This window comes from Bacillus sp. 41-22, from assembly GCF_025809295.1.
Lineage (GTDB): Bacteria > Bacillota > Bacilli > Bacillales > Bacillaceae_G > Bacillus_A > Bacillus_A mycoides.
In genome coordinates, this window is sequence record NZ_CP084035.1 from 3221189 (window position 1) to 3247260 (window position 26072).

Annotated in this window: 26 protein-coding genes and 1 pseudogene; 6 read left to right on the plus strand and 21 right to left on the minus strand. The window is 32.7% G+C overall.

What is annotated here, in order from left to right:
• Positions 1–112: 112 nt before the first annotated feature.
• The 9 genes and pseudogenes from saiR to LCF45_RS16495 form a co-directional block, all read right to left on the minus strand.
• Positions 113–526, minus strand: coding sequence for an Rrf2-family transcriptional regulator SaiR (gene saiR, locus LCF45_RS16455; protein ID WP_001083471.1), 414 nt, complete (start codon positions 524–526; stop codon positions 113–115).
• Between the two features lie 194 nt (positions 527–720).
• Positions 721–855, minus strand: a complete 135-nt coding sequence (locus tag LCF45_RS16460; protein ID WP_000573513.1) for a BA3454 family stress response protein — start codon at positions 853–855, stop codon at positions 721–723.
• A 30-nt stretch (positions 856–885) separates the two neighbouring features.
• Positions 886–1281 carry a transcriptional regulator SpxA gene (gene spxA / locus LCF45_RS16465; protein WP_000236196.1) on the minus strand — a complete coding sequence of 132 codons (396 nt, stop codon included), beginning with the start codon at positions 1279–1281 and terminating at the stop codon, positions 886–888.
• A 517-nt stretch (positions 1282–1798) separates the two neighbouring features.
• Positions 1799–2365: an SGNH/GDSL hydrolase family protein gene (locus tag LCF45_RS16470; protein WP_002128326.1), complete on the minus strand. Its 567-nt coding sequence runs from the start codon at positions 2363–2365 to the stop codon at positions 1799–1801.
• 16 nt (positions 2366–2381) lie between these two features.
• Complete coding sequence (locus tag LCF45_RS16475; protein ID WP_002167930.1) at positions 2382–3206, minus strand: MBL fold metallo-hydrolase; 825 nt, start codon at positions 3204–3206, stop codon at positions 2382–2384.
• Between the two features lie 28 nt (positions 3207–3234).
• The gene (locus tag LCF45_RS16480; RefSeq protein ID WP_002014046.1) at positions 3235–3792 is read right to left on the minus strand and encodes a DUF7010 family protein; all 558 of its coding nucleotides are present in this window, start codon (positions 3790–3792) and stop codon (positions 3235–3237) included.
• 27 nt (positions 3793–3819) lie between these two features.
• A pseudogene (locus tag LCF45_RS16485) lies at positions 3820–4659 on the minus strand (phosphotransferase family protein).
• Between the two features lie 111 nt (positions 4660–4770).
• On the minus strand, positions 4771–5262 hold the full coding sequence (locus LCF45_RS16490; protein WP_002014049.1) for an NUDIX hydrolase: 492 nt from the start codon (positions 5260–5262) through the stop codon (positions 4771–4773).
• 5 nt (positions 5263–5267) lie between these two features.
• Entirely contained in the window at positions 5268–6017 is a 750-nt protein-coding gene (locus LCF45_RS16495) for a Nif3-like dinuclear metal center hexameric protein (RefSeq protein ID WP_078203921.1), read from the minus strand.
• A gap of 84 nt (positions 6018–6101) precedes the next feature.
• Here LCF45_RS16495 and LCF45_RS16500 point away from each other — a divergent pair, with 84 nt between their 5' ends.
• Entirely contained in the window at positions 6102–6311 is a 210-nt protein-coding gene (locus tag LCF45_RS16500; RefSeq protein ID WP_002014052.1) for a hypothetical protein, read from the plus strand.
• Between the two features lie 35 nt (positions 6312–6346).
• Here the strand turns inward: LCF45_RS16500 and LCF45_RS16505 are convergent, their stop codons facing one another.
• The 4 genes from LCF45_RS16505 to LCF45_RS16520 form a co-directional block, all read right to left on the minus strand.
• Positions 6347–7246, minus strand: coding sequence for a PhzF family phenazine biosynthesis isomerase (locus LCF45_RS16505; RefSeq protein WP_078203922.1), 900 nt, complete (start codon positions 7244–7246; stop codon positions 6347–6349).
• An 11-nt stretch (positions 7247–7257) separates the two neighbouring features.
• Positions 7258–7821 carry a GNAT family N-acetyltransferase gene (locus tag LCF45_RS16510; RefSeq protein ID WP_002190220.1) on the minus strand — a complete coding sequence of 188 codons (564 nt, stop codon included), beginning with the start codon at positions 7819–7821 and terminating at the stop codon, positions 7258–7260.
• Between the two features lie 144 nt (positions 7822–7965).
• Positions 7966–9468, minus strand: coding sequence for a class I adenylate-forming enzyme family protein (locus LCF45_RS16515; protein ID WP_050001051.1), 1503 nt, complete (start codon positions 9466–9468; stop codon positions 7966–7968).
• Positions 9469–9679: 211 nt separating this feature from the next.
• The gene (locus LCF45_RS16520) at positions 9680–10213 is read right to left on the minus strand and encodes an NAD(P)H-dependent oxidoreductase (RefSeq protein ID WP_002128335.1); all 534 of its coding nucleotides are present in this window, start codon (positions 10211–10213) and stop codon (positions 9680–9682) included.
• A gap of 124 nt (positions 10214–10337) precedes the next feature.
• Between LCF45_RS16520 and LCF45_RS16525 the strand changes: the two genes are divergently transcribed.
• Complete coding sequence (locus LCF45_RS16525; protein ID WP_002033301.1) at positions 10338–10661, plus strand: winged helix-turn-helix transcriptional regulator; 324 nt, start codon at positions 10338–10340, stop codon at positions 10659–10661.
• Positions 10662–10908: 247 nt separating this feature from the next.
• On the opposite strand, the gene LCF45_RS16530 is transcribed toward LCF45_RS16525, so the two are convergent.
• The 3 genes from LCF45_RS16530 to sigI form a co-directional block, all read right to left on the minus strand.
• Positions 10909–11175, minus strand: a complete 267-nt coding sequence (locus tag LCF45_RS16530) for an ArsR/SmtB family transcription factor (RefSeq protein WP_000661861.1) — start codon at positions 11173–11175, stop codon at positions 10909–10911.
• A gap of 180 nt (positions 11176–11355) precedes the next feature.
• Positions 11356–12753 carry an anti-sigma factor domain-containing protein gene (locus LCF45_RS16535; RefSeq protein WP_078203927.1) on the minus strand — a complete coding sequence of 466 codons (1398 nt, stop codon included), beginning with the start codon at positions 12751–12753 and terminating at the stop codon, positions 11356–11358.
• Positions 12746–13468, minus strand: a complete 723-nt coding sequence (sigI, locus tag LCF45_RS16540) for an RNA polymerase sigma factor SigI (protein ID WP_002128341.1) — start codon at positions 13466–13468, stop codon at positions 12746–12748. The genes LCF45_RS16535 and sigI overlap by 8 nt, the downstream gene beginning before the upstream one ends.
• A gap of 503 nt (positions 13469–13971) precedes the next feature.
• Here sigI and LCF45_RS16545 point away from each other — a divergent pair.
• Positions 13972–14178: a hypothetical protein gene (locus LCF45_RS16545; protein WP_000834521.1), complete on the plus strand. Its 207-nt coding sequence runs from the start codon at positions 13972–13974 to the stop codon at positions 14176–14178.
• A gap of 68 nt (positions 14179–14246) precedes the next feature.
• On the opposite strand, the gene LCF45_RS16550 is transcribed toward LCF45_RS16545, so the two are convergent.
• Entirely contained in the window at positions 14247–14618 is a 372-nt protein-coding gene (locus LCF45_RS16550; protein ID WP_078203925.1) for a hypothetical protein, read from the minus strand.
• Positions 14619–15897: 1279 nt separating this feature from the next.
• Positions 15898–16641, minus strand: a complete 744-nt coding sequence (locus LCF45_RS16555; protein WP_033709884.1) for a M15 family metallopeptidase — start codon at positions 16639–16641, stop codon at positions 15898–15900.
• A gap of 244 nt (positions 16642–16885) precedes the next feature.
• Between LCF45_RS16555 and LCF45_RS16560 the strand changes: the two genes are divergently transcribed.
• Positions 16886–17140: a SunI/YnzG family protein gene (locus LCF45_RS16560; protein ID WP_002128348.1), complete on the plus strand. Its 255-nt coding sequence runs from the start codon at positions 16886–16888 to the stop codon at positions 17138–17140.
• A 514-nt stretch (positions 17141–17654) separates the two neighbouring features.
• On the opposite strand, the gene LCF45_RS16565 is transcribed toward LCF45_RS16560, so the two are convergent.
• Positions 17655–20936: a VaFE repeat-containing surface-anchored protein gene (locus LCF45_RS16565; RefSeq protein WP_078203376.1), complete on the minus strand. Its 3282-nt coding sequence runs from the start codon at positions 20934–20936 to the stop codon at positions 17655–17657.
• Positions 20937–21967: 1031 nt separating this feature from the next.
• Between LCF45_RS16565 and LCF45_RS16570 the strand changes: the two genes are divergently transcribed.
• Positions 21968–23224, plus strand: coding sequence for an ATP-binding protein (locus LCF45_RS16570; protein ID WP_002066319.1), 1257 nt, complete (start codon positions 21968–21970; stop codon positions 23222–23224).
• Between the two features lie 168 nt (positions 23225–23392).
• Here LCF45_RS16570 and LCF45_RS16575 read toward each other — a convergent pair whose 3' ends face one another.
• Positions 23393–23587, minus strand: coding sequence for a hypothetical protein (locus tag LCF45_RS16575; protein WP_078203377.1), 195 nt, complete (start codon positions 23585–23587; stop codon positions 23393–23395).
• A gap of 1017 nt (positions 23588–24604) precedes the next feature.
• Positions 24605–24772 (minus strand): hypothetical protein, encoded by a 168-nt coding sequence (locus LCF45_RS16580; RefSeq protein ID WP_002137499.1) that lies wholly within the window; start codon positions 24770–24772, stop codon positions 24605–24607.
• Positions 24773–25039: 267 nt separating this feature from the next.
• Here LCF45_RS16580 and LCF45_RS16585 point away from each other — a divergent pair, with 267 nt between their 5' ends.
• Positions 25040–25672: a lysozyme family protein gene (locus tag LCF45_RS16585; protein WP_002035240.1), complete on the plus strand. Its 633-nt coding sequence runs from the start codon at positions 25040–25042 to the stop codon at positions 25670–25672.
• Positions 25673–26072: the final 400 nt, after the last annotated feature.

Consider the following 26072-nt stretch of genomic DNA (forward strand, 5'->3'; position numbering starts at 1 on the left):
CTTATAAATATTTTTTGTAACGATAAAAAAGATATAAAAACCAATTTAAACTGTAATGTTTTTTATTACATTTATTTTTTAAGAACTCACGGCTACACAATAATTAAGCCGCTTAACGTTCTTGATTAATAAGATCAACAACTTCTTTCATTGTATAATTCTTTAAATATTCACCTAGATGTTCTTCCGCACCTAAGAAAATAGCAAAAAGAACTTTCCGCATGTTCGAACCTACAATACACTGATCATTTGATTCTGGACACTTCGGCTGCAATGCCCCTTCAGAGGTTATTTGATACATATTCCAAAGATTAATTTCACTTAAATCACGGGCAAAAATAAAACCTCCACCCGTTCCCTCTTTTGATTGTATAAACTTATGTTTTTTTAACAAACTTAGCACTTTGCGAATGCGTACTGGATGAACACCTGCACTTTCGGAAATAGCATTACTTGTTGACATCCGATCTGGCTGTAAAGCTAAATAAGTTAAACTGTGAATGGCCAAGGTAAAGTCGCTGTTCATTGTTGTCCTCCTACGATAAAAAATATGATTTCTCGTTTAGTAACATACTGTAGCCATAAATATTACAGATAGGTTAGTCAAACGTTAAAATATATAAGAAGCATGCTTAGCATGAAAAAATAAATTCCTTTATATTCTATCAGAACTCCCCTATATCTCCTAACTTCATTTAGCTTTTTAAGTTGCAAATAAATTTAAACAGTCCACTGTTTCTTAACTTGTTCTTCTGCCAATTGTTTAATTTTTGTCCAAATCGTATCTTTACTCACAATAACATTTGTGTGATAGTTTCTATCTTTATAATTAACTGTAACACATACTTCAATCACTTCTGTTTCCTCCTTTCAAAATATTACTTATTAATTAGCCATTTTTTGCAATTCTATATTCAAAAATGTTCGAACGCTACGCGGTAAAAATTTGCGAATTTCTTCCTCATTAAAACCAACCTGTAATCTTTTTTCATCCAGCATAATTGGACGACGTAACATTTGAGGATACTCAATTATTAATTTATAAAACTCATTAAGCGAAAGCGCCTCAATATTTATATTTAATTCCTGAAAAGTTTTAGATCTAGTTGAAATAATTTCAGTAGCACCATCTTCAGTTAAACGAAGAATGGATTTAAGTTCATCGACTGTAAGAGAATTTGATACGATATTTTTTTCGGTATAATCAATTTGATGTTCTTCAAGCCATGCTTTTGCTTTTCGGCATGAACTACAGCTTGCTGTCGTATATAAAATCACCATATTTTACACACTCCTTTACTTTTTAAATTATTATATAGATTATTGAAATGTATTAAAAAAAATTACAGTTCAGAATGAAATACACGTTATATTATTCATTCGAGAATATTTAATTTATCTGTTTTTCACAAAAAATAGCAACTCACTTCTAAAAACTATACTGTAATTTTAAACTTTACAGTTCAATTAATCAACTGTTAAGTCTTGGATACATTCCATTAGCGGAACAAATCATTTTCTTTTGTACGAATGTCTCATAGTGTTACGGCTAACCACCTCTTTAAAGTACATTTTATCCCGCTATTTGAGTGCACCGCCTCAAAATTTGGCAAGAGCAAAAAAGTTAGGTCGAAGTCGGGCTCCCCTTAATAACCCAATTGGTAAGGTCTAATTATATTTCACTTTATTCATTTCATTCTTACATGTGCTACTATGAAATATAATTAGCATAATAAAAGCTACTGCATTGTAGGAGGAAATACGCGAACAAAAAAGCAAAGCGCCCACGCTTTGCTTCCTACAAAATCCCTTTTAACTTTTCACAAATTAACTTCGCTAAATATTCATAACCTTGTGGTCCAAAGTGTAAACCGTCCTTTTCATCATCTTCTACAAATCTCTTATAATCCTTTTCTTGAATCATTTCAGCGTACAAATTTAGAAAATGACTTCCTGTTTCTTTCGCCACTTCCTCAACCACATTTGCATATTGACCGAGTACTTCATTCGTTCTATTATGTTGCCTTGCTTCATCAACTGGTGCAGGACTAATAAGTAATACTTTTTCTGATGAAATCGCACTTACAATTTTCTCTAAATTTTCTTTGTAAGATTGTAATGGCACTGGATCAAATAACACCGAATCATTCGTACCAAGAAAAACTGTTACAAAGTCTGGTTTATGTGATAGTACATCATCTTCAACCCTATGTAACGCATCGAACGTATTATCGCCCGGACCCCCCGCATTTACCACCTTCCAATTTGGAAACATCTCTTGCAGACGCGGTGTTAACCTTGGCGTTCCATCAAAAAACGTTTCATCAGCTGTAATACTATCACCGAAGCATACTAACGTTTTCATAGAGCTAATTCTCCTTTCACGTACGAAATAACTTTCCTTCTACCGCCTTAATATATCTTTCAGCAGAACGTTCCACTGCCTCATTTGCATTCTCTTTCACTACTCCGTGAAAAGCATTATATAAACGATTAAACTGTAATGGCTTCACTCGATTCGCCATTTCCTCCACTTTTCTCGCTGGCAATGGAATTAAGTTTGGATAGCTGTACATGAAACTCACCCACTGCTGATCCGCTACGACTTGAATAATATCACCTGTTAATAAAATACCTTTCCCATCATTTCCTTCTTCCCAATGTAATACAGAACCGCCGCTAAAATGTCCTCCGAGACGATGAATAGTAATTCCGTCCGCTAATTGTAAAGACTCACCAGACCAATAAATAATACGACTACTCGGGCGTACTACCCACTCTTTATCGTCTTCATGTATATAAATTGGTACATCAAACGTTTCTGCCCATTCTACTTGTATCGAATAATAATGAGGATGAGATAGTGCAATCGCATCTAACCCGCCCCACTCTTTTATCTTCCCAATTGTCGTTTCATCTAAATAAGTAATACAATCCCATAATAAACGATAGGAATCTGTTTTTATGACAAATGCTGTTTGACCGATCGCAAATTTAGGTTTTGTCGTAATGCTATAAAGTCTATGCTCTTCTTCTATTATTTCATTTTTATATGTATCACTCGTTCGCAAGTTTTCTAAAGTCGTCCAAGACTGCCCTTTCGGATTCACATATTGTCTCTCCTCATCACAAATAACACAACTTACCGGTTCTTCCACACTCGCTGCATACTGTACGCCGCACGTTGTACAAACGAAATTTTTCATAATAATTCCCCCTATCCATATATTTTTATTAAGCTGATTTTTGTTGATAATGATCTATTTTTTTATTTTCAATTAATAAACCTATTAGAGTTAGTAAGTAGACAGCTGTAACTGACAATGGAATTACAGTAAATCCATTGTCAGCAAAAAGAATCCCGCAAACTGACGTTACGAATACGGTCCCTACTGACAGTAAACCATAACTTTTACTTTCATAAATCCATACGTACGGTACAAAATGAACACCTATTAACATCGCTACTACAAAAGGTAACCACTCTGGAAATTGAAAATAGGCAAGTAACACAAACGGAATATTTAATACATTTATCCCGCCAATTACTCCTGCTAAAGTCCCGAGCGGATTTCCTTTCGCAAACATATCAATTTTTAATATGGCAGCTATCATTAGGCCGCAAGGAAACACACACCCCATACCAATTAAATACACCCACACAACTTGCTTTTCTGAAAGAAGAACACCCGTTATACTCGCTACAACCCAAAATAAAATACCAGCTATTATAACTGGAAATCCTTTTTTCGTTCTTTGTGCTAAATCTCGTTTTGCTTCTGCTATGTTCATTTCACTACCTCCCCCAAACTATTTGTACTATAAAGCCGGATCAATTTCGTTCATCCAATAACGCCAAGCTACTAAGTAATCTTCTAAATCTTTCGGGTGGTGTCTCAAACATGTATCTATACACAAATATAAACCTATGACTATTTCCTCATATAAATCTCGTTCTTTTTTATGAAATATACATGGTTTTATCACATAACCAATCACTTCTTTTGTTAAATCTTACGGAGTTGAACAGAACGCGTAAATTAAATCATATAAAGGATCTCCTAAAATAGGTAACGGATCAATTACCCCATGTAACCTATTCTGCCGAAATATAAAATTATGAAATCCGAAATCACCATGTAATAAAAATGGCTGATTTACTCCGGCGTCCCTATTTGCTAGTTTAAGAACAATTCTATAATCTTCCTCACTTATGTAACGTCTTACATTTTCATTAGCTTCCATCACATTTGCCGTTAAAAATTCATTCCAACATTGAACCGGACTTTCTTTCCATCCCCAGCCTTCTGCCTCTGGAACCATTTTATACTTATTGATAACTTCTTTTACAAGTGTACGAAGCGTACTTCGTTTATATCCTTGTTTACACGAAGTATTACCTTCAAGGAAAGAATACACGAAATATGTATGTAAAGGTTCCTTATACAAAAGCTTTGAAAATAAACTATTCTCCTCATAAAATGAGAGAAAATTAGCTTCTTCACGTATTACTTCCGCTTCATTCAACTTTACTACATATTTTTCGTCCAACAAATATACAGTACTTGTCGTTCCTCCGTTCAACGCTTTTACGCTATTTGGATAATTTGAAATAACTTTCTCCTTAACTAGTTGTGCAGCAATTATTGAAATGTCCATTCCCTCACCCTCTAATTCCGAAGATTCCCTCAATTCAAAAGACAACTTTACTATTATTTGACAATCGCAAGAGAATCCCTTCTAACATCTTAATATTGCAGAAATTAATTTTCATTTTATCAAAACGGCTTCCTTCAAGATTTCATCATATAATTCATTCCATTTATAATGATACGCTGCACTCTCTTCTACTCTAACAAACATCCTTTTATCGGATTCATACTCACCGTCAAACTTATGCACTTCATTAATCTCCATCCGGTAGAACGGCTGATACCCTACTTTTGGATACGGACTATTTTCATTCCAATTTGGATTATCACTATGGTCAACGATAATATATCCAAATAAAGTACATTCTCCTTTTACATAACCTTCTTCCCACGCTTCTCTTTTAAAACATTCTTCTGGTAGTTCCCCTTCTTCTATATGCCCACCAGGAAAGTCCCAACCACGCTGCTCATGGTCTATCAGTAAAACCTTATTATTATGAAAACAAAAACCGTGAACACTCGTGATTCTTTCGTATTCTGGCAATATACAATCTTTTTTCCACGTTAACCTCACTTTTGATTCCCCATAATTTGCGCATATAGTTACCATTTCCCTCACTCCAAATGCTCTTCATTTAATCTAATAATCTCTATTGCACGATCTCTTTCTTTTAACTTACGAGCCAAACTTTCTACACCAAATACTTCTGTAAATGTGTGGCTTCCTACAATCAAATTGATGCCTTTAAATTTCGCATGTTGCACTGTATATAATGTTTTTTCTCCCGTTATGTACGTATCACAACCTTTTTCTAGCGCACGCTCAATAAGGTTTGTATTGTTTCCTGCACCTGTTAATATCGCAATCCGTTTTACTGGCCTGTCATGATTTTTCCAGCTCTTCACTTTCTCTTCCATTCTCTCTTCAAGTTTTTCAACTAAATTTGAAAACGGAATCGCTTCTTTATATTCTCCTATTCCCGGTAGCTCTTCTTCCTCATACGTGGAATATTCCAGTATTGTATCTATCCCAATTTCATTAAATAACGACGTACACGTGCCAAACTTTACAAAATCTAACGGCAAATGAATCCAAAAATGATTCATTTCATATTCTTTTAATTTCTCAATACAAGCCTCTTCCATACCGAATAGAAAACTCCACAGTGCATGATGTGTAACTATCATATCGACACCATTTCTATACGCTTCTTCAATTGTTTCTAGCGTCAAATTTGTCGTGTAACCTATTTTGTGAAATTCCTCTTTACTAATGTGAGTGAAGCCATACTCGTCATCACCGTATTTATTAAGATGCTCTTCAAAAAGTGATGTAATATGTTCTTTGAACTGCGTTATATTCATTTTCATTTCTCCTTTCATTTACTTTTATATTTCAAAAATAAGGAAATACTATTTAACGACGTTACATACATATAGGAGGACAATATGAAACCTGAATTTTTAAAAGCTATACATGAAGCGATTGGAAATGTTGAGCATATTCATATAGAAGAAAGTGGTGCAGATAGTTTAATTATTCATCACGATGATGCACAGCAATTAAAACAAGTTGCTGAAACGTTAGAAAACAATAATTTCCGCTCTACTATTAGAACAGCTGGGGATGCTTCGTATATTGAAGTGTTGAACAGGTAAGAAGAAGTCCAGTTTATATACTGGGCTTCATTCTTTTATATTGAAATTTCAAACTCTTTTACATACACCGCTGTTCCAGCAATATCAATTTGTAAGTTATCATTTTCTACATCTTTCGTTACATAAACCGTTACACGACCATCTTTATTTATTTCCTGTCCTTGCTCAACGATTAACTCCAATTCACGGTCAAAATCTTTCTCCAAATACGTCGCATAATACGCTCCCATTACCCCTGAAGCTGTTCCTGTCACTGGATCTTCAATCATTCCAGAATAAGGTGATGAAAAATGACGACCGTGCATTTGCACCTGTTCATCATAAGTTTCTAGACAAACTGGATGGATAGAAGCCTTAGGTATTTCTTTTAATACCGATGGAAACGCCTCATTTTTAGGTTTCATTCTTTCACATGCATCTAGATTTTTAATCGGTACAATTACAGTCCAGTTCCCCGTACTTCCATATACAATTGGTACACTTGCATCTAAATCAGTTACTTCTAACCCGATACTATGAGCTAATTCTTCTTTTGAACCTGCAAAATCTTTAAACTGAGGTGCTGCCTGCCTCATTTTAATAAAGGTTTCTCCATTTTCATTTGCACCTATTTGTATTGGTAAAATACCTGCCTTCGTCTCAATCGTAAGGTTTGTTTTTTCTTCTAATAAACCTCTTTCACGCAAGGCATATATAGTTCCAACTGTCCCATGACCACATAAATCCATTTCAAACCCTGGTGTAAAATAGCGCATTCTTATATCTGCTACTTCTGAAGAAAGAACGAAAGATGTTTCGTTAAATCCAACTTTTTCAGCAATACGCTGCATGTCCTCTTCCGTTAATCCATCCACCTCTAATACAATACCTGCTGGATTTCCCATATTTGGTTTATTCGTAAATGCGTCGTAATGAAATACGTTTATAGTCTTCATTTTTTATCCCCTTATTTGTTCGTTTCATTATTTTTATAATAAATAAGAAAATCTGCCCACTTACCATTCCCCATAGAAAATGCCTCTCTCGTACATTCAAATGAAAAACCAGCTCTTTCTGCAAGACGAATAGATGGCTCATTATCGATATGTATATGTAATTCGATTCTATGAAATTGAAGGCCATTAAAAAATAACGGCAGCGCAGCTATTACACTTTCTGCTCCGTATCCATTTTTCCAATGTTGATTATGAATAGAGTAACCCATCATCGCCCATTGATAGTCCATACGTAAAATTTTTATAAGTTCTAGCTTTCCAATATTGGCGCCATCTTCTTTCTGAAAAATACCTAGAACGTACATTTCATCCCGTCTTGCCGCCTCATCAAATCCTCTTATCCATTCCGTAAACCATTCTTTCGTTGAAGACGACATGTCATGATAGCCATCATCGTATTTATATTGAGATGGTAACCTCTTATTGAATCCATCTAACCAACTTTCATAATCCTCTTTTTGAAATGGACGAATAATCAGTCTCTCTGTCTCTACTTGTAATAGTGGCAGCTTCATTTATATCTCTTCCTTTAATTGTTAATTGAATATTCTTTATTATCTTACACAAAATACAAAATCTAGTAAATCATTATGTTTTTTATAAACAAAAATCCAGTTATGCTTTTTACATAACTGGATTCTTCATTATTTAATAACCTTTTATTTCACAAGAAAAACATCCCTTAATTCCCTCTTCAACACTTTCCCTAAAGCGTTTTTCGGTAATTCGTCCATAAATACAACTTCTGGTATTTTATAGCTTGCTAGTTTTTCTTTACAATGCTGAATAATCTCTTCTTCTGTTAAAGACGTTTGAATGTCCTTTACAATGTAAGCTGTTGGAACCTCCCCCCAAAAGTCATTTGGAATCCCAACTACTGCAACTTCTAAAACGCCATTTATTTCATGAATTACATCTTCTACTTGATCTGGATATACGTTGTCACCACCGCGTACGATAACGTCTTTATATCTTCCCATAATATGTAGAAATCCATCATCATCTATCATACCGGCATCACCCATGTTAAACCAATTATCTTTTACTACCTTCTTTGTTGCCTCTTCATTATTCCAATATCCTTTAAACATGTACGGGCTTTTCACGTGAATCTCTCCAACTTTATTTGTTGTTAGCTCATCACCTGTTTCTGGATGAACAATTTTCAGCTCTACATGTTTCAAAGTTTTCCCTACAGAAGACATTTTTTCTTTTCCCATATTTGGATGCCAAGAAGTTACTACCCAACCTTCTGTACTCCCATAACCTTGCACCATATAAATGCCTTTTTCCATATATTTTTGAATGAGTGTTTCTGGCACCTTTGTACCACCACTTTGCGCTACTTTAAAGGCCGAAATGTTGCGCTCTTTTTTATCTAATTCATCAAGCATGTAACTATAAACAGCTGGGAACGCAAGCATCGTAGTAATTTTCTCTTCTTCAATCTTATCCCAAATAAGAGTAGGATTCGAATCAGCTAAAAAGACCATCGTAACGCCATGATAAATACAATTTAAAATAGAAAGCACGCCACTCATATGAAACAATGGGTGCACTGATAAAAAGCGTTCACCTGCTGGAATTTCTCTTTGCCCCGCAATTTCAGTAAAATAATGGTGTAAGTTTTTATGACCAATTACACATGCTTTTGCCTGTCCAGTCGTTCCTGAAGTAAATAAGTAAATGGCATCATCATCTTCATGAACTTCCACATTCGGCTCTGTTATTGGCTGTTCCTTTAATTTTAATTCAAATGAGCCAAATCCTTCTTTTGTCGTCTCAATTACATAAGGAATTTCTTTAACTCCATTAATCTTTAATACAACTTCACTAAATTCATCATCAATAACTAATACTTTTAATCTCGCTTCTTTTACAATCGATTCTAATTCATAAGCAGTAAGCTGATGATTAAGCGGAATAAATACCGCTCCAATTTTTAAGCTTGCCATCATAACGCTTGGAAACGGATGATTATTTTTGCATAGAATTCCTATACGATCCCCTCTTTCCATACCGGTATGTAACAAATAATGTGCAAGCTGATTTACTCGTTCATTATACTGCTGAAACGAATACCTTTTCTCTCCACCGATAAGCGCTTCCAAATTTGGTGACTGCATTGCTCTTTTTTGTAATAATTGTCGCATCGTTCTCAAGTAAAACTCCCCTTTATATGTGTTAGGGTTTTTATTTTACCAGATTAATTATTAATTTACTAAAGATTAAACTTAGTGAATTTAAATGAAGTGAATCTTTAGTCGATGTGAGGTGTTCATCCCCACTGATTATTAGTCCACACCTTACGGGCGGTTAATGCGGGATAAACAAAAATAGCCATCTACTTAACAAGTAAATGGCTATTTCTCCTTATATATTAGAAAACTCCTTATTCATCACATATTTCACATACTCAGGTGCACTTTTGTCAATCTCTTCATCACTGATTTCATATTCCGCACCATATAAATAAAATGATGGTATAAATTCCATTCCTGTATATAAGCTCGTAGCGTGGAATGGTTTCGTTAATTCATCCATTGTAATTCCGCTATTTTTATAGTCTTTTTCTAACCCACCTATAGAAATAGCTACACCAAATTCTTTCCCCTTCACTTTATCCCCTTTTGATCCGTAGGCAAATCCATATGTTAATACATCATCGAACCATTTTTTTAATAATGGTGGTGAACTGTACCAATAAAGCGGAAATTGAAATATATATCTGTCATGTTCTACTAATAGCTTTTGCTCTTCTTCAATATTAAACTCCCAATTTGGTGCCGCTTTATATAATTCATGCACCGTTATTTCATCCGAATGTTTCTCAAGTTCTTCGATCCATCTTTTATTAATTTTTGATTTTTCAATATCAGGGTGTGCTACAATTACAAGTGTTCTCATCATCTTCCATCCCCTTTTTAAATTATTCAATCCTTTACGTATTAGTATGAGTGAGTCACATATAATTGAAAAGTACGTACTTTAAAGTGCTATAGGAACCTTAAAGTACCTTTGGAGGTGTTATATGAATCAAAATGATAATTGCCCAATCGCAACGACACTCGACGTGATCGGTGGAAAATGGAAAATTCATATTTTATGTGTTTTGGCGGATGGAAAAATGCGAACAAATGAAATAAAACGAGAAATTCCAAACATTACACAAAAAGTTCTCACACAGCAACTTCGGCAACTTGAGGCTGATGGGATTATCCATCGTACTGTATATCAAGAAGTACCACCAAAGGTTGAGTACACAATAAGCGAACATGGAAAATCTTTAATGCAAATTATGGATGAACTATTTGAATGGGGAAAAGACCATCAGATCAAAAGATTACATGACTAAAAAAACTACCAAATTCTTTACATACTAGTGGGAATGGCACATCACTATCAAGCTAACAAAAAGACCCTAATAAGAAAACTTTCATTTTTATAATCCATTTAAACTTTAGCTTGATAGTGATACGGCAAGACCCTAATAAAGAAATGTATTAAACAAATTAAAAACAACAACACATACGACTAATGTTAATAAGAAAATTATAGTCGCTGAATTGCTTACTTAATTTTGAAATCTAAACAGTTACCCTTTAAGCCAAGCTTAATAATATCGCTTTTGTACGATTATCTGTTACCTCATAATAAATTTCTAATCCTTTCCGAGTACCTGTAACGACTTTAGTAGCTTTTAGTTTAGATAAATGTTGACTAATTGTACTTTGAGGCATTTGTAATGTTTCATACATTGTCGTTACGTTAATAGGACCTTTTGCAAGCATTATTTTTACTAATGATAAACGGACAGGATGCGCCAACACCTTTAATACTTCAGTGATTTCTTCATACATTTCTTTCATATTTTTTCTCCCCTTTTATATAAATATTAATGATATCCATATATATAATTCGAAAGGATATACGATTTTATGTCCGTCATTTTAAAAAATATTAAGAAATTCCTTCAGATGGAAGGAATCCCTCTGTTCAATATTCTATAGATTTTTCTTTCACTCGATATTATGTGGTAGGAGCTTTCCTTACTGAGACCCTCTACCATTGTTCCCTTGCTGGTGCCCATTATTCCCTTGCGATCCTCTACCGTTGTTTTCTTGCTGATGCCCATTATTCCCTTGCGATTCTCTTCCGTTGTTCCCTTGACCATTCCCATTATTCCCTTGCGATTCTCTTCCGTTGTTTCCTTGACCATTCCCATTATTCCCTTGCGATTCTCTTCCGTTGTTTCCTTGACCATTTCCATTATTCCCTTGCGATTCTCTTCCGTTATTCTCTTGCTGATGCCCATTATTCCCTTGGGATCCTCTACCGTTGTTTTCTTGCTGGTGTCCATTATTTTCTTTTTGTGGACCTCTACCGTTGTTTTCTTGCTGATGTCCATTATTCCCTTGCGATTCTCTTCCGTTGTTCCCTTGCTGGTTTCCATTATTCCCTTGGGACCCTCTGCCGTTGTTTCCTTGCCCATTTCCATTATTTCCTTGTGACTCTCTGCCGTTGTTTCCTTGCCCATTTCCATTATTTCCTTGTGACCCTCTGCCGTTGTTTCCTTGCCCATTCCCATTATTTCCTTGTGATCCTCTTCCGTTGTTCTCTTGCTGATTCCCATTATTTTCTTTTATTTGCTTCGGTTGTTGTTCCTTAGATTGCTTTTGTTCTATATGCTCTTTCTTCTCGTTGCTTTCTTCTTTTACAGGAGATGCGTCCGATGATGCATCAGAAGATGACTTTTGTTGTTCTTGATTAGACGGAGGTGCAGGTGGAGTAAGCGATTTTTGCTTCTCATTCTCTTGTTTTATATAAACGCCCGTTCCAACCCCTGCTTTCTTGGCATCCTCCCGCATTTGCATCGTACTGCTTTGATATTCAACTGTAATATGTTTTATCTCATACTCTTTCTTTAATTCCTGCATAACCTTTTCCAACTGTGGTTCTAACGACTTGTCCTTTGTAACAGCTGTTAGCATAACTTGCTTATCATTCGTTAAGTACTTATCCCCTTGACTCTGCTTTATAATAGTACGTATTACGTCTTGCAGATACTTATTTTCCCACCCTTTCATTTCTTTTAAAATACGCCTTCCATCATCATTACAAGCTCGCAAATCTATAACACGAAGATCCTTTGTTACGCTCACCTCTAAACTTGGATTTATATCAACTGAGACATAAGCAAATACTTTTTCTTCCGGTTGGTTGTAGAAAAACAGCAACACACATAGAAAACAAGTAACAAGTAATGATGCAGGCTTTAAGAAAGAAGGGATTGAAAAACGCGGTGCTCTTTGCTCTTGTTCGTTAAACGAGATTTCCTCTCCAATCATGTAAGAGTGTACTTTTCTTTTAAACGTAATAAACTCTCCATTTGGAGTTAAAACAACTACGTTATGTTTCTTTATATCCATCACAATTCCTTTATTCATCATGCTTCTCCCCTCTTATATAATCCAGAATATATGTATAGTTGTTTGCAAAGATAATACACATCGCAATAATGTATTTTCGATGTCGCTCCAACGTTTTACGACTTACCCTAACACGTGGTTCAATATGTTTAAGGGGTAACTTTTTCTTTCGGAACAGCTCTTCCATCATTTTCTCGTCTTTTATAATAATCTTTACAATTTCTATTAAGTGCTCACGCGTATCACGATGCTTAGGGGATTCCTTAGCAAGCTCTGAAAATGTGATTTTAAACTCAGCTAGCACACTTTGAAAATGAAGAATTTCCTCCTTACGGTTACTATTTTCCATCTCTTTCATATACTCCGTAAGCGATACTTGTATTTCTAATATTTCCTCTTGCTTATCTTCTTTTAAAAAGACAAGATTATGCTTAGACTCCTTGCGTATATAGTCAATTACATCTCTTTTTATAAGAAGATCAGCAAACGCTAGAAAAGATTTTCCTTTTTTATATGAATACTGTTCAATTGCTTCGTTAAACGCAAACAATCCAATACTATATTCATCATCCTGTTCTGTAATGTACCTGCGGCAGACAGACGAGATTGATTTTCTAATAAACGGCTGATACTGTACGATAAAAGCTTCCTTATCTCCTCCGTTGTTTTGTATGTTAAATACGATATCTTCTATTTTCGTTTTTTTTAAGATTTTCATTACTAAACTCAACACTAGTAATCTCCCTGCCTCCTTCTGCTTCAAATAGCAAAATGGCCACTAAACAAGTGACCATTTAACCACATTTTCTTAGTACTTTTCTTTGGGCTTGTCTTCTTGCTGGTGCTCATATTTTTCGAGGCCGACTTTTTATATGACTATTTTTTCCACTTGTACTAAAGTGAAGTCTGTATTTTGTATTACTTTCTTGTTTTCTTTTGCAATACCACTTGTTCTTCTTGCTCTTTTCTATTTTAGCTGCAATCTTTGAATAACTCTTCGCTATATTTTTGGTAATTTTAGCTTTTTCTTCTACTTATATATATTCGAAGGAACAAATAATTTTATGGGGGTCAAAAAAATATTTTTTATAAAATAGTTATTTTTTCAAAAATAAAAACCATCAATTGGAAGAAACTCGTTATAACTCCTCCTTATGGTAATTCCTTTGTAAACCTTTTTATTTAAATGTATAATTGTATTAAAAGTCTAAAATTTCAGAATCGGAGGGCAGCGTCATGAAAAGTTTTGGTACGTTAGTAATCTCTACCGTCATTTCAGCAGGCTTAGTGTATTATAATATCGATTCCTTTTATAATAAATTTACATCCGGGAATACATATTACTGGGTAAACGGTATCCTAGCTGCTGGATTCCTTATATCCTTAATTATCAACATAAAAGATATCATCAAGAAAAACTACACAACTTCTGAATCAAATTAAGGAGCCTATTATGGTTCCTTTTTCTATGCAAAATAAAAAAGCAGCTGTTAAGCTACTTTGAATTCTTCTTATCCCCAAATGAAATGATATATATATTCTCCCGTTACACGTTCATTAATTCCAGCGATCCTAGCGAATCTCATTAAGTCCGCCCCTTGAAGAAAATACACCGAGATCGTAACTGGTACTTGTGACCACATGAATTGATAAAGCTCATTCACTCTCTGATTCGTCGAAACGATTAAATCATTTACAGGTCTATGATTCCATGCAGAGGTTTGAACTGAAGTGAACGGAAGGTCTTTCCCATTAACCACTATTCTTACCACACTTTGAGTTATGTCCACAACAATCCCCTCCACCATTACAAAATTTAAGCCTGTTTCTATACTCATATTCTTGATTAATAATAAATGTTTAAGGCAAACCCCTATTTTCATTTCTACTCAAAAACAATTTAAATGATTCTTCTTTATTTCTCAATATAAGGAGCCTTGGATTTTCATTAAAACTCCTGTAGTATATGAACAAAGAGTAAGGTAAGAGTTACTCTTTGCCATTTTAGGAAAGGTTCTGTTGGAAACAACAGGACCTTTTTTCGTAAAGAGATGGTTTTGTTTAATTTCTCACCACTAACCACAAAAAATATCTTATAATCGTTATATACTAAATTAAAATAATGGATTAGGAGTAGATCAAATGCCAGTTACACTAGAACTTATTCTTTTCATTCTTCTAGCAATTAGCGCTATTGGCTATTTAGCAAAAGAATTTCAAAAAACTAGGAAAAGAACACTTGGAATTTCACTAGAATTCTTGGTTCTTTTCTGGTCAATATGGAGAATATCGACTATCATAATCTGATTTGTAAAACATGAATTCCTTCGAATAAAAATCAATATTATGTCCATAATGTTGATAGGCTGTATGCCAAAATCCATTTAGTTTTCTCTGTATCTCCTTGTATTGAGCAGTTAGTTTTTGCTAGCTGCTCTTTTATTTATGAAAAAAGATAAAATTTTTTATAATGATTCTTCTTTATTTCTCAATATAAGGAGCCTTGGATTTTCATTAAAACTCCTGTAGTATATGAACAAAGAGTAAGGTAAGAGTTACTCTTTGCCATTTTAGGAACGGTTCTGTTGGAAACAGCAGAACCTTTTTTCGTGATTTAAAGGTACTAAGACAAAATGAAATATTTACCATGAAGGTAATTGTTAAATATTTTACGCTTATATAGTATAATGGGATAGTTATTGTGTATTGGCATTAAGAGGAGCGTCCTGATTAAGCGCTTCTCTTTTTTTATAAAATAGCTCCAAATTACTTGGACACATTTACCAGTTTATTCAACACAAATATCATGTTAAAATCCCTTGTGAATACGACATAACTCAACTTGGTGAAGCCCTGTAATATTTCCTGTAGGGCTTCTTTTTTTACAAGCAGTTATTTCATTAAGCTGACTACCTTGTTGTGCAAAATAACGATTTTGTTCACTTTTTTGATACATTTATAAAACATTCATATGTTATCTTCAGTAAGTTCTATTTCCTTTATAATATTGTGTGAAGTATACCAACGAACGAAGCCTAAAAAACTCTAATGAAGTGATGAAAAAAACCTAATTTCTCTACAAAACATTGAGAAATTAGGCTTTTTAATAGAAAAAGTAGCATTCATAAACAATGAATACAGTTTAACTCTTCAATTCTATTTTCACAGATTCATATATTCTTCTAAAGTCAGTTTTTCCTTATATATATTTTCAGCAATATCTCCTACATAGCGAATATGCCAAGGTTCATATGCATAACCCGTAATACTTTCCTTCCCCTTAGGATAACGAATGATAAACCCTGCACGATGCGCGTTTTCTTTCAGCCATTTTCCTTCCTTCGTATTCGCAAAGGATAGCTCTAGTTCATTGTTCGCACTTTTAGAAGAAACATCCATCGTTAACCCTGTTTGATGTTCGCTATGCCCTGGCTTTGCAGAGAAGCGATCCGTATGCTCTTGCCCTTTCTTTTTAACATTGTTGGCATACAGACCTTTTTGATACTCATAGGAACGAAATCCTGAAACAGCATTCAACTGGATCCCATCTTGCTTAGCTAAAAGGAATAGTTTTTCTAACGCTTCCGCTGCTTCTTTACGAAGATGACTCTTTTCTACCGTTCCACTAAATGAGAACGGTACATTTGGTACAACTAAATCCTCTGGCATATAGTCTTCGGGTAAACCATATTCCTTATTTACTACAGCCTGTATACTAGCAAAGGAACTTGCTATCTTATTTGAAGTCCCATTTTGCTTACTATTTTTTTCTTTATTTATGGAGTTTTCACTAGTTTCATGGTTTGTCTTATATGGTTCTTTACCAATAGATATATTGGTGTAAATGATAAAGATACCTAGCATTACTACTATACAAGTTAAGGTTCCTACTAATTTAAGTCTCATCATTCATTTCCTTCCTGCAACTCCTACTGTTACTCATTCATCATACTTCAACCATATCAAATCCATATTAATTCCTTGTGAACTTTTCTTCATAACGCATTCCTTAATAGATTGATAGTATATCTTCCCGTTCTTTTGATACCCTTAAAATATCAGCTCTATTTATACATGTAGAAAAATAATCTAAAAATTTGTATAATAAGATAAGAAGTGTAGCATTCTGTTATAGAAAGGTCTTGGTATACTGCTAGGCATTGATGTCAAAAAAACAAAAGAAGAGTTAATTATTTCATGGCAATTTGCGGAGGTCACGATTCCATTACGTGATGTGATTGAGGTTACCGAAGATGCTACCTATGCCGGTGTTGAAGAACCAAGTGCAATCCGTATCGGAACAGCATATGGGACAACTGATCGTATATTAATTAAAACTGTAAAACAAAATTATGTATTATTTACTACGAATAAAGTGTCGATTTTAAACGCAATTCACGCGTAACAATGAGTAGATAAACGCGCTTAAACAAAGTTCAAGTGAAATAAAAAGGTGCAAAGTCATAGAATTGACTTCGCACCTTTTTTAAAACAATCTATATGAATGAAAATTCCCTTTAACATTTCAGTAAGGCCAAAGCCACTTCTGTCACACCATACTACTTTGTGTCCCATTTATCTAAATTGAAGAGATAACGCTCTCTTTTTTTGATAAAATTATCTCTATAATGATAGCAGGAAAGGATTTGTTGCTTTATCACGGCAGAAAGAACACAGTTTGTAAAAAAAGAGCATTATATCCCCCAGTTCTCTATGAGACCTTTTGAAATAGCTAAGGGATTTTGTCTCACAGTGAATTTAGAAGCAGACACTTTGGAAGCTAAGGAAAAGAAAACAGGGAATTATTACAACAACTCAAAAATAAGCAAATAGATTAAAATACTGTAAATAGGACTAAATTATTAACATAAAAAATAAGCACATCTTGTAAAAAAACAGATGTGCTTATTTTTTAATTTTTATGCATTTTTACGTTTTAGGAAAATCACTCCACCAACAATTAACAATAATGCACCTGCAGCCATAGAGATCCAACTTGTAAGGTCAGCGCCTGTTTGGGGTAACCATCCAATTTTAGATTGAATTTCTTTCTTAGGTTGTGGTTGCTCTTTTACTTGCTCTTTAGGTTGCTCTGATGTTGGAGTATTTTTATCTTGATTCGGCTGTTCTGGTTTAGGTTGTTCCGGTTTTACCTCTTTGAATTTCACTGTTTGTCCCTTATCTTCAAATTCAGCGTGAATAGCTACTAAAATATTATCTTGATACAGTTCTTCAAATACTACTACTTCTTTACCTTGTAATGCAGAAGCATTAAATGTGAAATCTAATGTGATAGAACCATTTTTTTCTTTTGCAGTAAACTTAGATTCTACTGTTACTTCTTTATCATCAACTAATAATGGTTTGTTTGTTGCTTTATCCATTAGTTTGCCTTTTACAACGTACTCTTTACCCACGATTAAGTCTTTGTATTCCACTTTATCTTGGATTGTTACAGATTTAGAAGCGTCTAACTCTTTAGAACCATCAGCTTTGTTTGTAGCTGTTGTTTTAATGGAAGGCTCTACAAATCGAACTGTTTGACCTACATCGTTAATGTCAGCGTGAGTTGCAATTACTTGACCTTCATGCAATAAGTCTTCAAACACAACTACTTCTCTTCCTTGCTGTTCAGCACCAACGAAAGTAAAGTCTAATGTTACAAAACCATTCTTTTCTTTTGCAATGAACTTAGTCTCTGCTGTTATTTCTTTACCATCAATTAATAATGGTTTGTTAATAGCTTTGTTCATTAATTTACCTTTTACAGTGTACTCTTTACCAACAACTAAGTTAGTATACTCTACTTTATCTTGAATAGTGATAGAATCCTTTGAATGAATCTCTTTTCCACCATCAGCTTTGTTTGTAGCAGTTGTTTTTACTGATGGCTTAACGAACTTAACTGTTTGACCTTTATCATTGATATCAGCATGTGTAGTAACAACTTTTCCGTCTTTCAGTAACTCTTCGAATACTACTACTTCTTTTTCTTCTAAACCAGTTGCATCAAAAGTGAAATCTAGTGTAATAGAACCGTTTGCTTCTTTTGGTGTAAACTTAGTTTCAGCAGTTACTTCTTTACCATTTACAACTAATGGTTTATTAGTCTCTTTATCCATTAATTTACCTTTTAAAGTGTACTCTTTACCTACTTGTAGGTCTTTGTATTCCACTTTATCTTGGATTGTTACAGACTTAGAAGTGTGCATTTCTTTTGTACCATCGGTTTTATCAGTAGCTGTTGTTTTTACTGATGGAATCTTTTCATCTTTGACAATATGTTTAATGATTTGACCATTCTCTTTGATCTCAAAAGAGAATATTTCTTCATTCAATACATAACCTTTTGGTGCAACAGTTTCTTTATATGTGTATTTTCCAAATGGTAACTTTTCAAACTTCGCGATACCTTTATCGTCTGTTTTCCCTTTAACTACTTCTTTTCCTGCTTCATTATAAATAGTAAACTCTGCATTCGGAAGCTTATTGTTTCCATCAGCTACATCAACTTTTGTAATTTCTAGATTACCTTTGATAAGATGATTAACTGCTAATAGCTCAATAATTTTTCCGTGTTCCTTTATTTCGAACACAATCGGTTCTGTAATAAGAACGTAACCATTTGGAGAAGCCTTTTCTACAAATGAATATTTACCATACGCTAAATCTTTGACGTTAACTTCACCATTTTTATCTGTCTTATATTCCCCAATTACTTTCCCGCTTGCATCTTTTAGCTCGAATACTGCACCTTCTAATTTTTTACTGATATCTTCATTATCTACTTTTAGTAATTTCACACTACCTTTCACTTCTGTATTTTCCACTGTAAAAGTAAGTGTTTTATTGTGCTCTTTAATTTCAAAAGGATACTTTGTTTTATTTCCAATATATCCATTAGGTGTTTTTGTCTCTAAGAAATAATATTTACCATACGTAAGACCATCAACATTTGCAATTCCATTTTCTTTTGTTACTACTTTTTTCACTTCTTTTCCATCTTCAGTAAAGACCGTGAATTCAACATTAGGTAACATCTTACCTGAATCACTAAGTTTTTTTATTTCGATGTTACCTTTTACTTTGTTGTTTACTACTTGAACAGCTCCTATTTCCCCTGTCTTAACTTCAATAGTTTGTGGTTTATCACCTGAAACATAACCTGTTGGTGCTTTAATTTCTTTTACTATGTAGGTACCAATTGGTAGGTTATTTAATTCTGCAGTACCATCAGCACCCGTCGTGATTTTTCCAACTGATTCATTATTTGCATTAAAGACTTCAAATACTGCACCAGCTAATATTTCTCCATTTTCCCCAACCTTTTTAATTTTTAAAGAACCAGCAGCTTCCCAATTTACTGCAAGGTCACTACTAAGCTTTTCCTCATTTCTTTCTAGTAGCACTGTAGCATTCTGAACAGTATCAGTACCGCGATAAGCAATTGCTTGAACTTTAGTTAAATTTGTAGCAACACTTAGATTAAATTCACCTGTTTTTGTATCTTTAGGAATTTGGATACGGAATTTTTCCCCAAGTGAAAGCTGATCTTTCACTTCTCCATTTTCACTAACAATTTTAACTCCATTAGGTGCATTTTTCGCTACTACTTTATAAGAACCACTCTTAGCATTTGTTTGTACTGTGTATAGGTTTGTTTCAAAAAACTCACCCTTTAATTCTGCCTTTTGCTTTTCAGCAGGAATCACATTCATAAAAACATCTTGAGTATCTTCACTTGTATTTGCAGCATTAATAATTGTCTTAGCCGCTTTTTCAACATTTTTATTTTCATGCTTTAATTCATTTACATCAAGTTGACCTAATGCATTCCAAACCGCAAGCTGAGTTGCATAATGTGCTTCATTCTTATTAGCTACTCCCAGTTGTTCTATACTTTTTTGTGGGAAACCATTTAATAGAACCCTATATACTACATTATCTGTTTTCCCCATTTCAGGAAGATCTTCACCATTTGGTGATTTTAAGCCAAGAGTTAAACAATAAGCAATTTGACCGCTTGAATTTTTAATAATTTCAGTTCGAATGTACTTACCTAAACTGTTGCTATAACTCCAGTTCATTGAATACTTTTCATGCGTCATAACCTCGGCATTTGCCTTCGGTAGAAACACATTAAAGAATAATGCTAGTACTGATAATAATGCAAAAACTCTTTTAACAACTCTTCTCCCCAATTTTAAAACCTCCCTAGATAAAATGAATCCGATGTATTATTCAAATATTTAAAATAATCACAACGAAGATATTTCATATTATAAGACATAAAGTTACAAATATTATATTATTTTTACAAATTATTTATTTTCTCAACAACCACTATAAATTATAATATTAAAACATTACATTTCACAAAAATAACAATATTAGGATACCTTAGCAAAATAAGAAACTTGGTAAAATACTAGAATAACGGTAGTTGGAGTACGGAAACGATTCTTGGCATGAAGGACCACTACAAAGATATTTTAATATGTAAACAGATATTTTCAGATTGAATATATGTATTAATAATGAAATTTTATTGCATTTACACCTGCAATGTTTATATAAAAGATAGTAAATTATGTTTTTATAGGATTTTTTCTATTAGTTTACTGGAAATTTGCATTATTATGTGACAATAAATATCATTGTATTTAATATAAAATGATATAAAAAAAGGGGCACGTAGATAATTATTAGAACTTTCAATCAATTAATTATACTAAAATTAGTATTAAGAATATTAGTAAAAAAGTAACAACGTTATTACTAAGTTCGAATATTGGTCTAAGTACCCTAGCATCTCAATGGTAACCTCTTGAATACTTTTACGTTTTTAAATAAATTAAAATAACAAAAAAATAATAATTTTTAATTTTTTTCTTTGTAATTTAATAAGTTACATGTTAATATGGCGAAGGTTATAAAATGGATTTCGCCATACACAATGTTTTTTCGGAATATTCACTCCAGAGAAACGTAACTATTTCTGTAATTTGCTTTATCTTTTACCTATACAAGGGCTACTTTCAATTTTTTTGTTCATAAGTAAAAGTAACTTTTTATTTCTATCTTCCTCATCGATTTTAATATAAATGGTAAAAAAGCACTTTTTCAAGTGCCCTTCCTTTTCTTTTTTAAAGATAGAAAATCTAATAAAATCAAACACCTAGATTAAACACATACATAATCCTACTTACAAACTCTCAGAGAGGTATAAACTATGGGAATTCCTACACTATTATTAAATACATTTATTATTATTATTTGTATCCTTAGTTACCAAGTATTTTGGCTAGAACATAAAGAAAAAATGGCATGTAATAATATATTAATTTCTGTACTTTCCTCCATTGCAATTATTTTTTGTATGACTTTTCCTTTTCATTTACACGCTGGGTTCATTTATGATTTACGTTTTATTCCCATTATATTAGTTTTTCTATATGGAAATACAAAGAGCATTATTTGTATTGGAGTTTTATATCTTTCTTATAGATTTTACTTAGGTGGAAGCGGAGTCTTCCCATCATTTATTATCTTTACTATTATTTCTGTTATTACAATCATGTTTCGTTACTTGTCACCTACTTATTTCAAGGAAAAGAAGATATTATTAAGTATTCTACTTATTTTGATATGTACAACTTCCCTTTCTATCTGCGGTATTGTAACGCAAATAAATACAGGTGTTAAAATTGACTCTACTCTCATTGAATTTTTATTCAATTATATAATCATAAATATTTTCACAGTATTATTATCAGTTTATTTAATAGAAGGAATGATCGAGAAATATAAAATAAAAGAAAGAATGCAAAGAGCAGAAAAATTTTATATAGCTAGCGAACTAGCTGCATCGATCGCGCATGAAATTCATAATCCACTGACCACGGTACGTGGATTCACTCAATTACTAAATGAAGATGAGAGTGCTAAGATGTCTCAAGATAAGTACTTAGAAATTATGTTACTTGAAATGCAGCAAATACAATCTACTATTAATAACTATTTATCTTTAACCAAACCACAAAACATTATAAAAGAGGAACTAGATATTAATTACATATTAAATCAAGTGAAAGATAATATTTCACCACTCGCTCTTTCATATAATGTTGAAATAAAACAGCATATTACAACAGATTCCCTTTACATAAATGCTAATACTGAAAAATTAAAAATATGTCTAACCAACATCATACAAAATGGAATTGAGGCTATGAAAAATGGTGGCGTATTACAAATAAATATACAAAAAATAAAAGATAATATTGTAATTGATATTATTGATACAGGAATAGGAATGTCTTCCCAACAAATAAAACGTATTGCCTTGCCATTTTATTCAACAACAGAAAAAGGTACTGGGCTTGGTACTATGATTGCGTACAGTATTATTAAAGAATTAAACGGAGATATAGAGATAGAAAGTGAACTAGGAAAAGGAACACACTTCTCTATCACTATCCCCTGCTAATATAATAGAAGATTTATTTAAATGATATTATTTTGTAGCTAATATAACCATATAAAAAGAAGACGTAACTATTCGTCCTCTTTTTATATGGTTCTGGTGCAAAAATGTTAGTTAGAAACATAGAGCAGCAATTTCACAATTTATTCACAAGTACCGTTAAGCGCAAGTTTACGTTAAGTATGCTATTTGCATAATAATGTTTTCAAGAAAAAAGTAGCTGTACTTTTGTGCAGCTACTTTTTTATGCAATAAATCAGTAATAGATATTCGAGCTGCAATAAATGCCCCTTTTATACTTTGAAATGTAATTTGCAAACTACAATTTGACATAATTTTAATAGTATGAGATGTATATTTCTCCATAAAAGTAACTTATTTTTATCTCTTTTAAACAATTTATTATATTATTTTCATCTAATTAGGCACAGAAACGTTTTGCAAAATCTTACTACTTTTTAGGAAAAACGTTTTTAGGGTACATTTTAAAATAGCTCTTTTTCTTTGAAATGTTTCTGTGCTTAATATTTAAAATATCTTATGTCAAAATTTTCCGCAACAAATATATTAAATGATTCATAATTATATATAATATGGAACATTAAAGTTAAATATTCCGTATTATACTCTATTAAATATAGCGTATTTAATTTATTAGTAATTAATTTATTGGTCTAAGTATGAATTATAAAGTATGTTCGTTTAAAATTGTCACAATATAATTTTATATTCGACGTTTTTAATTACTCGTGAAACATTTGCAAATGTTTTAACCGTTATGTATAAGGTAAATATCCCCTCTAAATATAAGATTTACTTAATTTAGATTCTTTCTCTCATAGTAATAATGTCGAAAAAAGTCGAATTTTTATATTTTTTCTTTATTTTCTAGTTGTAAACGTTTTATTTTCATGTTACCATCTTAATCAAACATTAGATGGTAATAAAACTTAAAGTATTTCTTTCCCTTAGAGACATATAAACGTTCGGTAATACCATGAAAATAAGGCCAAAGAAATATGAGTTACCTGATAAAAGATTTAATAGGATTTTTACCGTCTTAATTTTCTGTTAATTCAGAATGTAACACTTTAACATTTTGTCCCTAAACAAAATTTAAATTTTAGTGTGGTAAACTCAAAAAGCTAAATCACCCACCAAAATTAATAAATGATATATCCTGTTATATCTAGCGATCAGTCATGAGAAATAGATTTCTTCCTAAGAAAACTTAGCCCATTAATAAAAAGTGTCTAAATTTCTATCTTTATTACCATCTATTGTTGATAACATATTTACCAACTATAAAAAAGAACCTATTGAAGGTTCTTTTTATTATAATCATTAGCACTTCAATTATTGATAATCATTGGTGTTGAATCTTTATTCCCTCACCTTATATAGTTTTCTTTTATTAACACTTGAAGACTTATTGAGGTACGGTTCTGATTTTAATTTTTTTTTTATTTTTAAGCGACTAATTTCCGAATGATGGGCCATCCACAGTTTTATATCTAATAAAGAAAGAATTATGTCTGTTTCAAGTGACATTTTGCTTACCTCCTTCTCTCTTATGGGTTATGTAGATAATATATCTCTTGAATCTGGAGCCTTTAGAACACATAATGGATACCCTAAAAAATGGACTTTATTTTATCTTTATCTTATCTTTACCTTATCTTTAAATTTTTCTATTAAACTTAGCATTTAGAAAAAAATTTTCGAGTCTAAAAAAGCTGGGAAATAGAGAATTATTGAATTTTTTTAATAACCAGCCACCATTGAAAATAGGGTTTCTTGTAAAAGGAGGAGTAATATTTGAAGAATAAGAGAAAAGTACAAACTATTATATTATTCTTTATTAGTATTTTAGGGTTAGGAACAATAATCGGGATACTATATTTTAATGACAAAACCAATACTCAAAAAAATAAAGCGTTTGCTACCGAGGAACGTTTATTGCAATATGAGCCCATCATGAAAAAAGAATTAGAAAAATATAATTTGGGAGAAAAAACAGCAATTTTACTAGGAATTATGTACCACGAGAGTAGGGGTGAGGGCAACGACCCTATGCAATCTTCCGAATCACTTGGATTAAAGCCAAATGAAATCCAAGAGATAAACTTGAGCATTAAACAAGGGGTAAAGCACTTTGTTCAAATGTATAGATATGGAGAAGAAAAAGGTGTTAGCATGGATACAATTATTCAAAGCTATAATATGGGGCCAGGCTATATTGATTTTATTGCCAATCAAGAAGCTAAACAACACTCGGAAGATACAGCTAAACAGTTTTCTAAGTTGAAAGTTGATCAGAATCCAGCTACATACACTTGTGGTGGAAATAAACAAAATTTTAGATATCCATATTGTTACGGTGATTTCACATATACAACAAAAGTGAATGAAAAAGCAAAACTTATTGAAGAACGCCTCCAAAAAAATTAAAATTGTATATATTTGTTTGAAGGAGTTTTCCATTTACTTTTATATGGTTTTTCATCAACTTTTATCCCCTCTTACCATCTAAATGTATATATACAACTATCGTATCATATTTCAATTTAAATACGGCTCTAGTTACATATTTCGCAAGAAATCTATCCAGAATATAAATAAAATCACCATTTTACATGAAATAGTATCCACTTAGCGAATTCATTAGGCATAAAAATAAATGTAGATTCAATAAAAAGAGAGCACCCTCGCTATTGGTGCTCTCAATGTGAATTGGGGTTTATCCTGAGCATTGAATAGGACACGAAGAACTCGTCCTGTTACATAATATTATGCTTGTCCATATTATAATGTGCAATAAAAAAAGCACCCTCGCCCAGGCGCCAAGAGA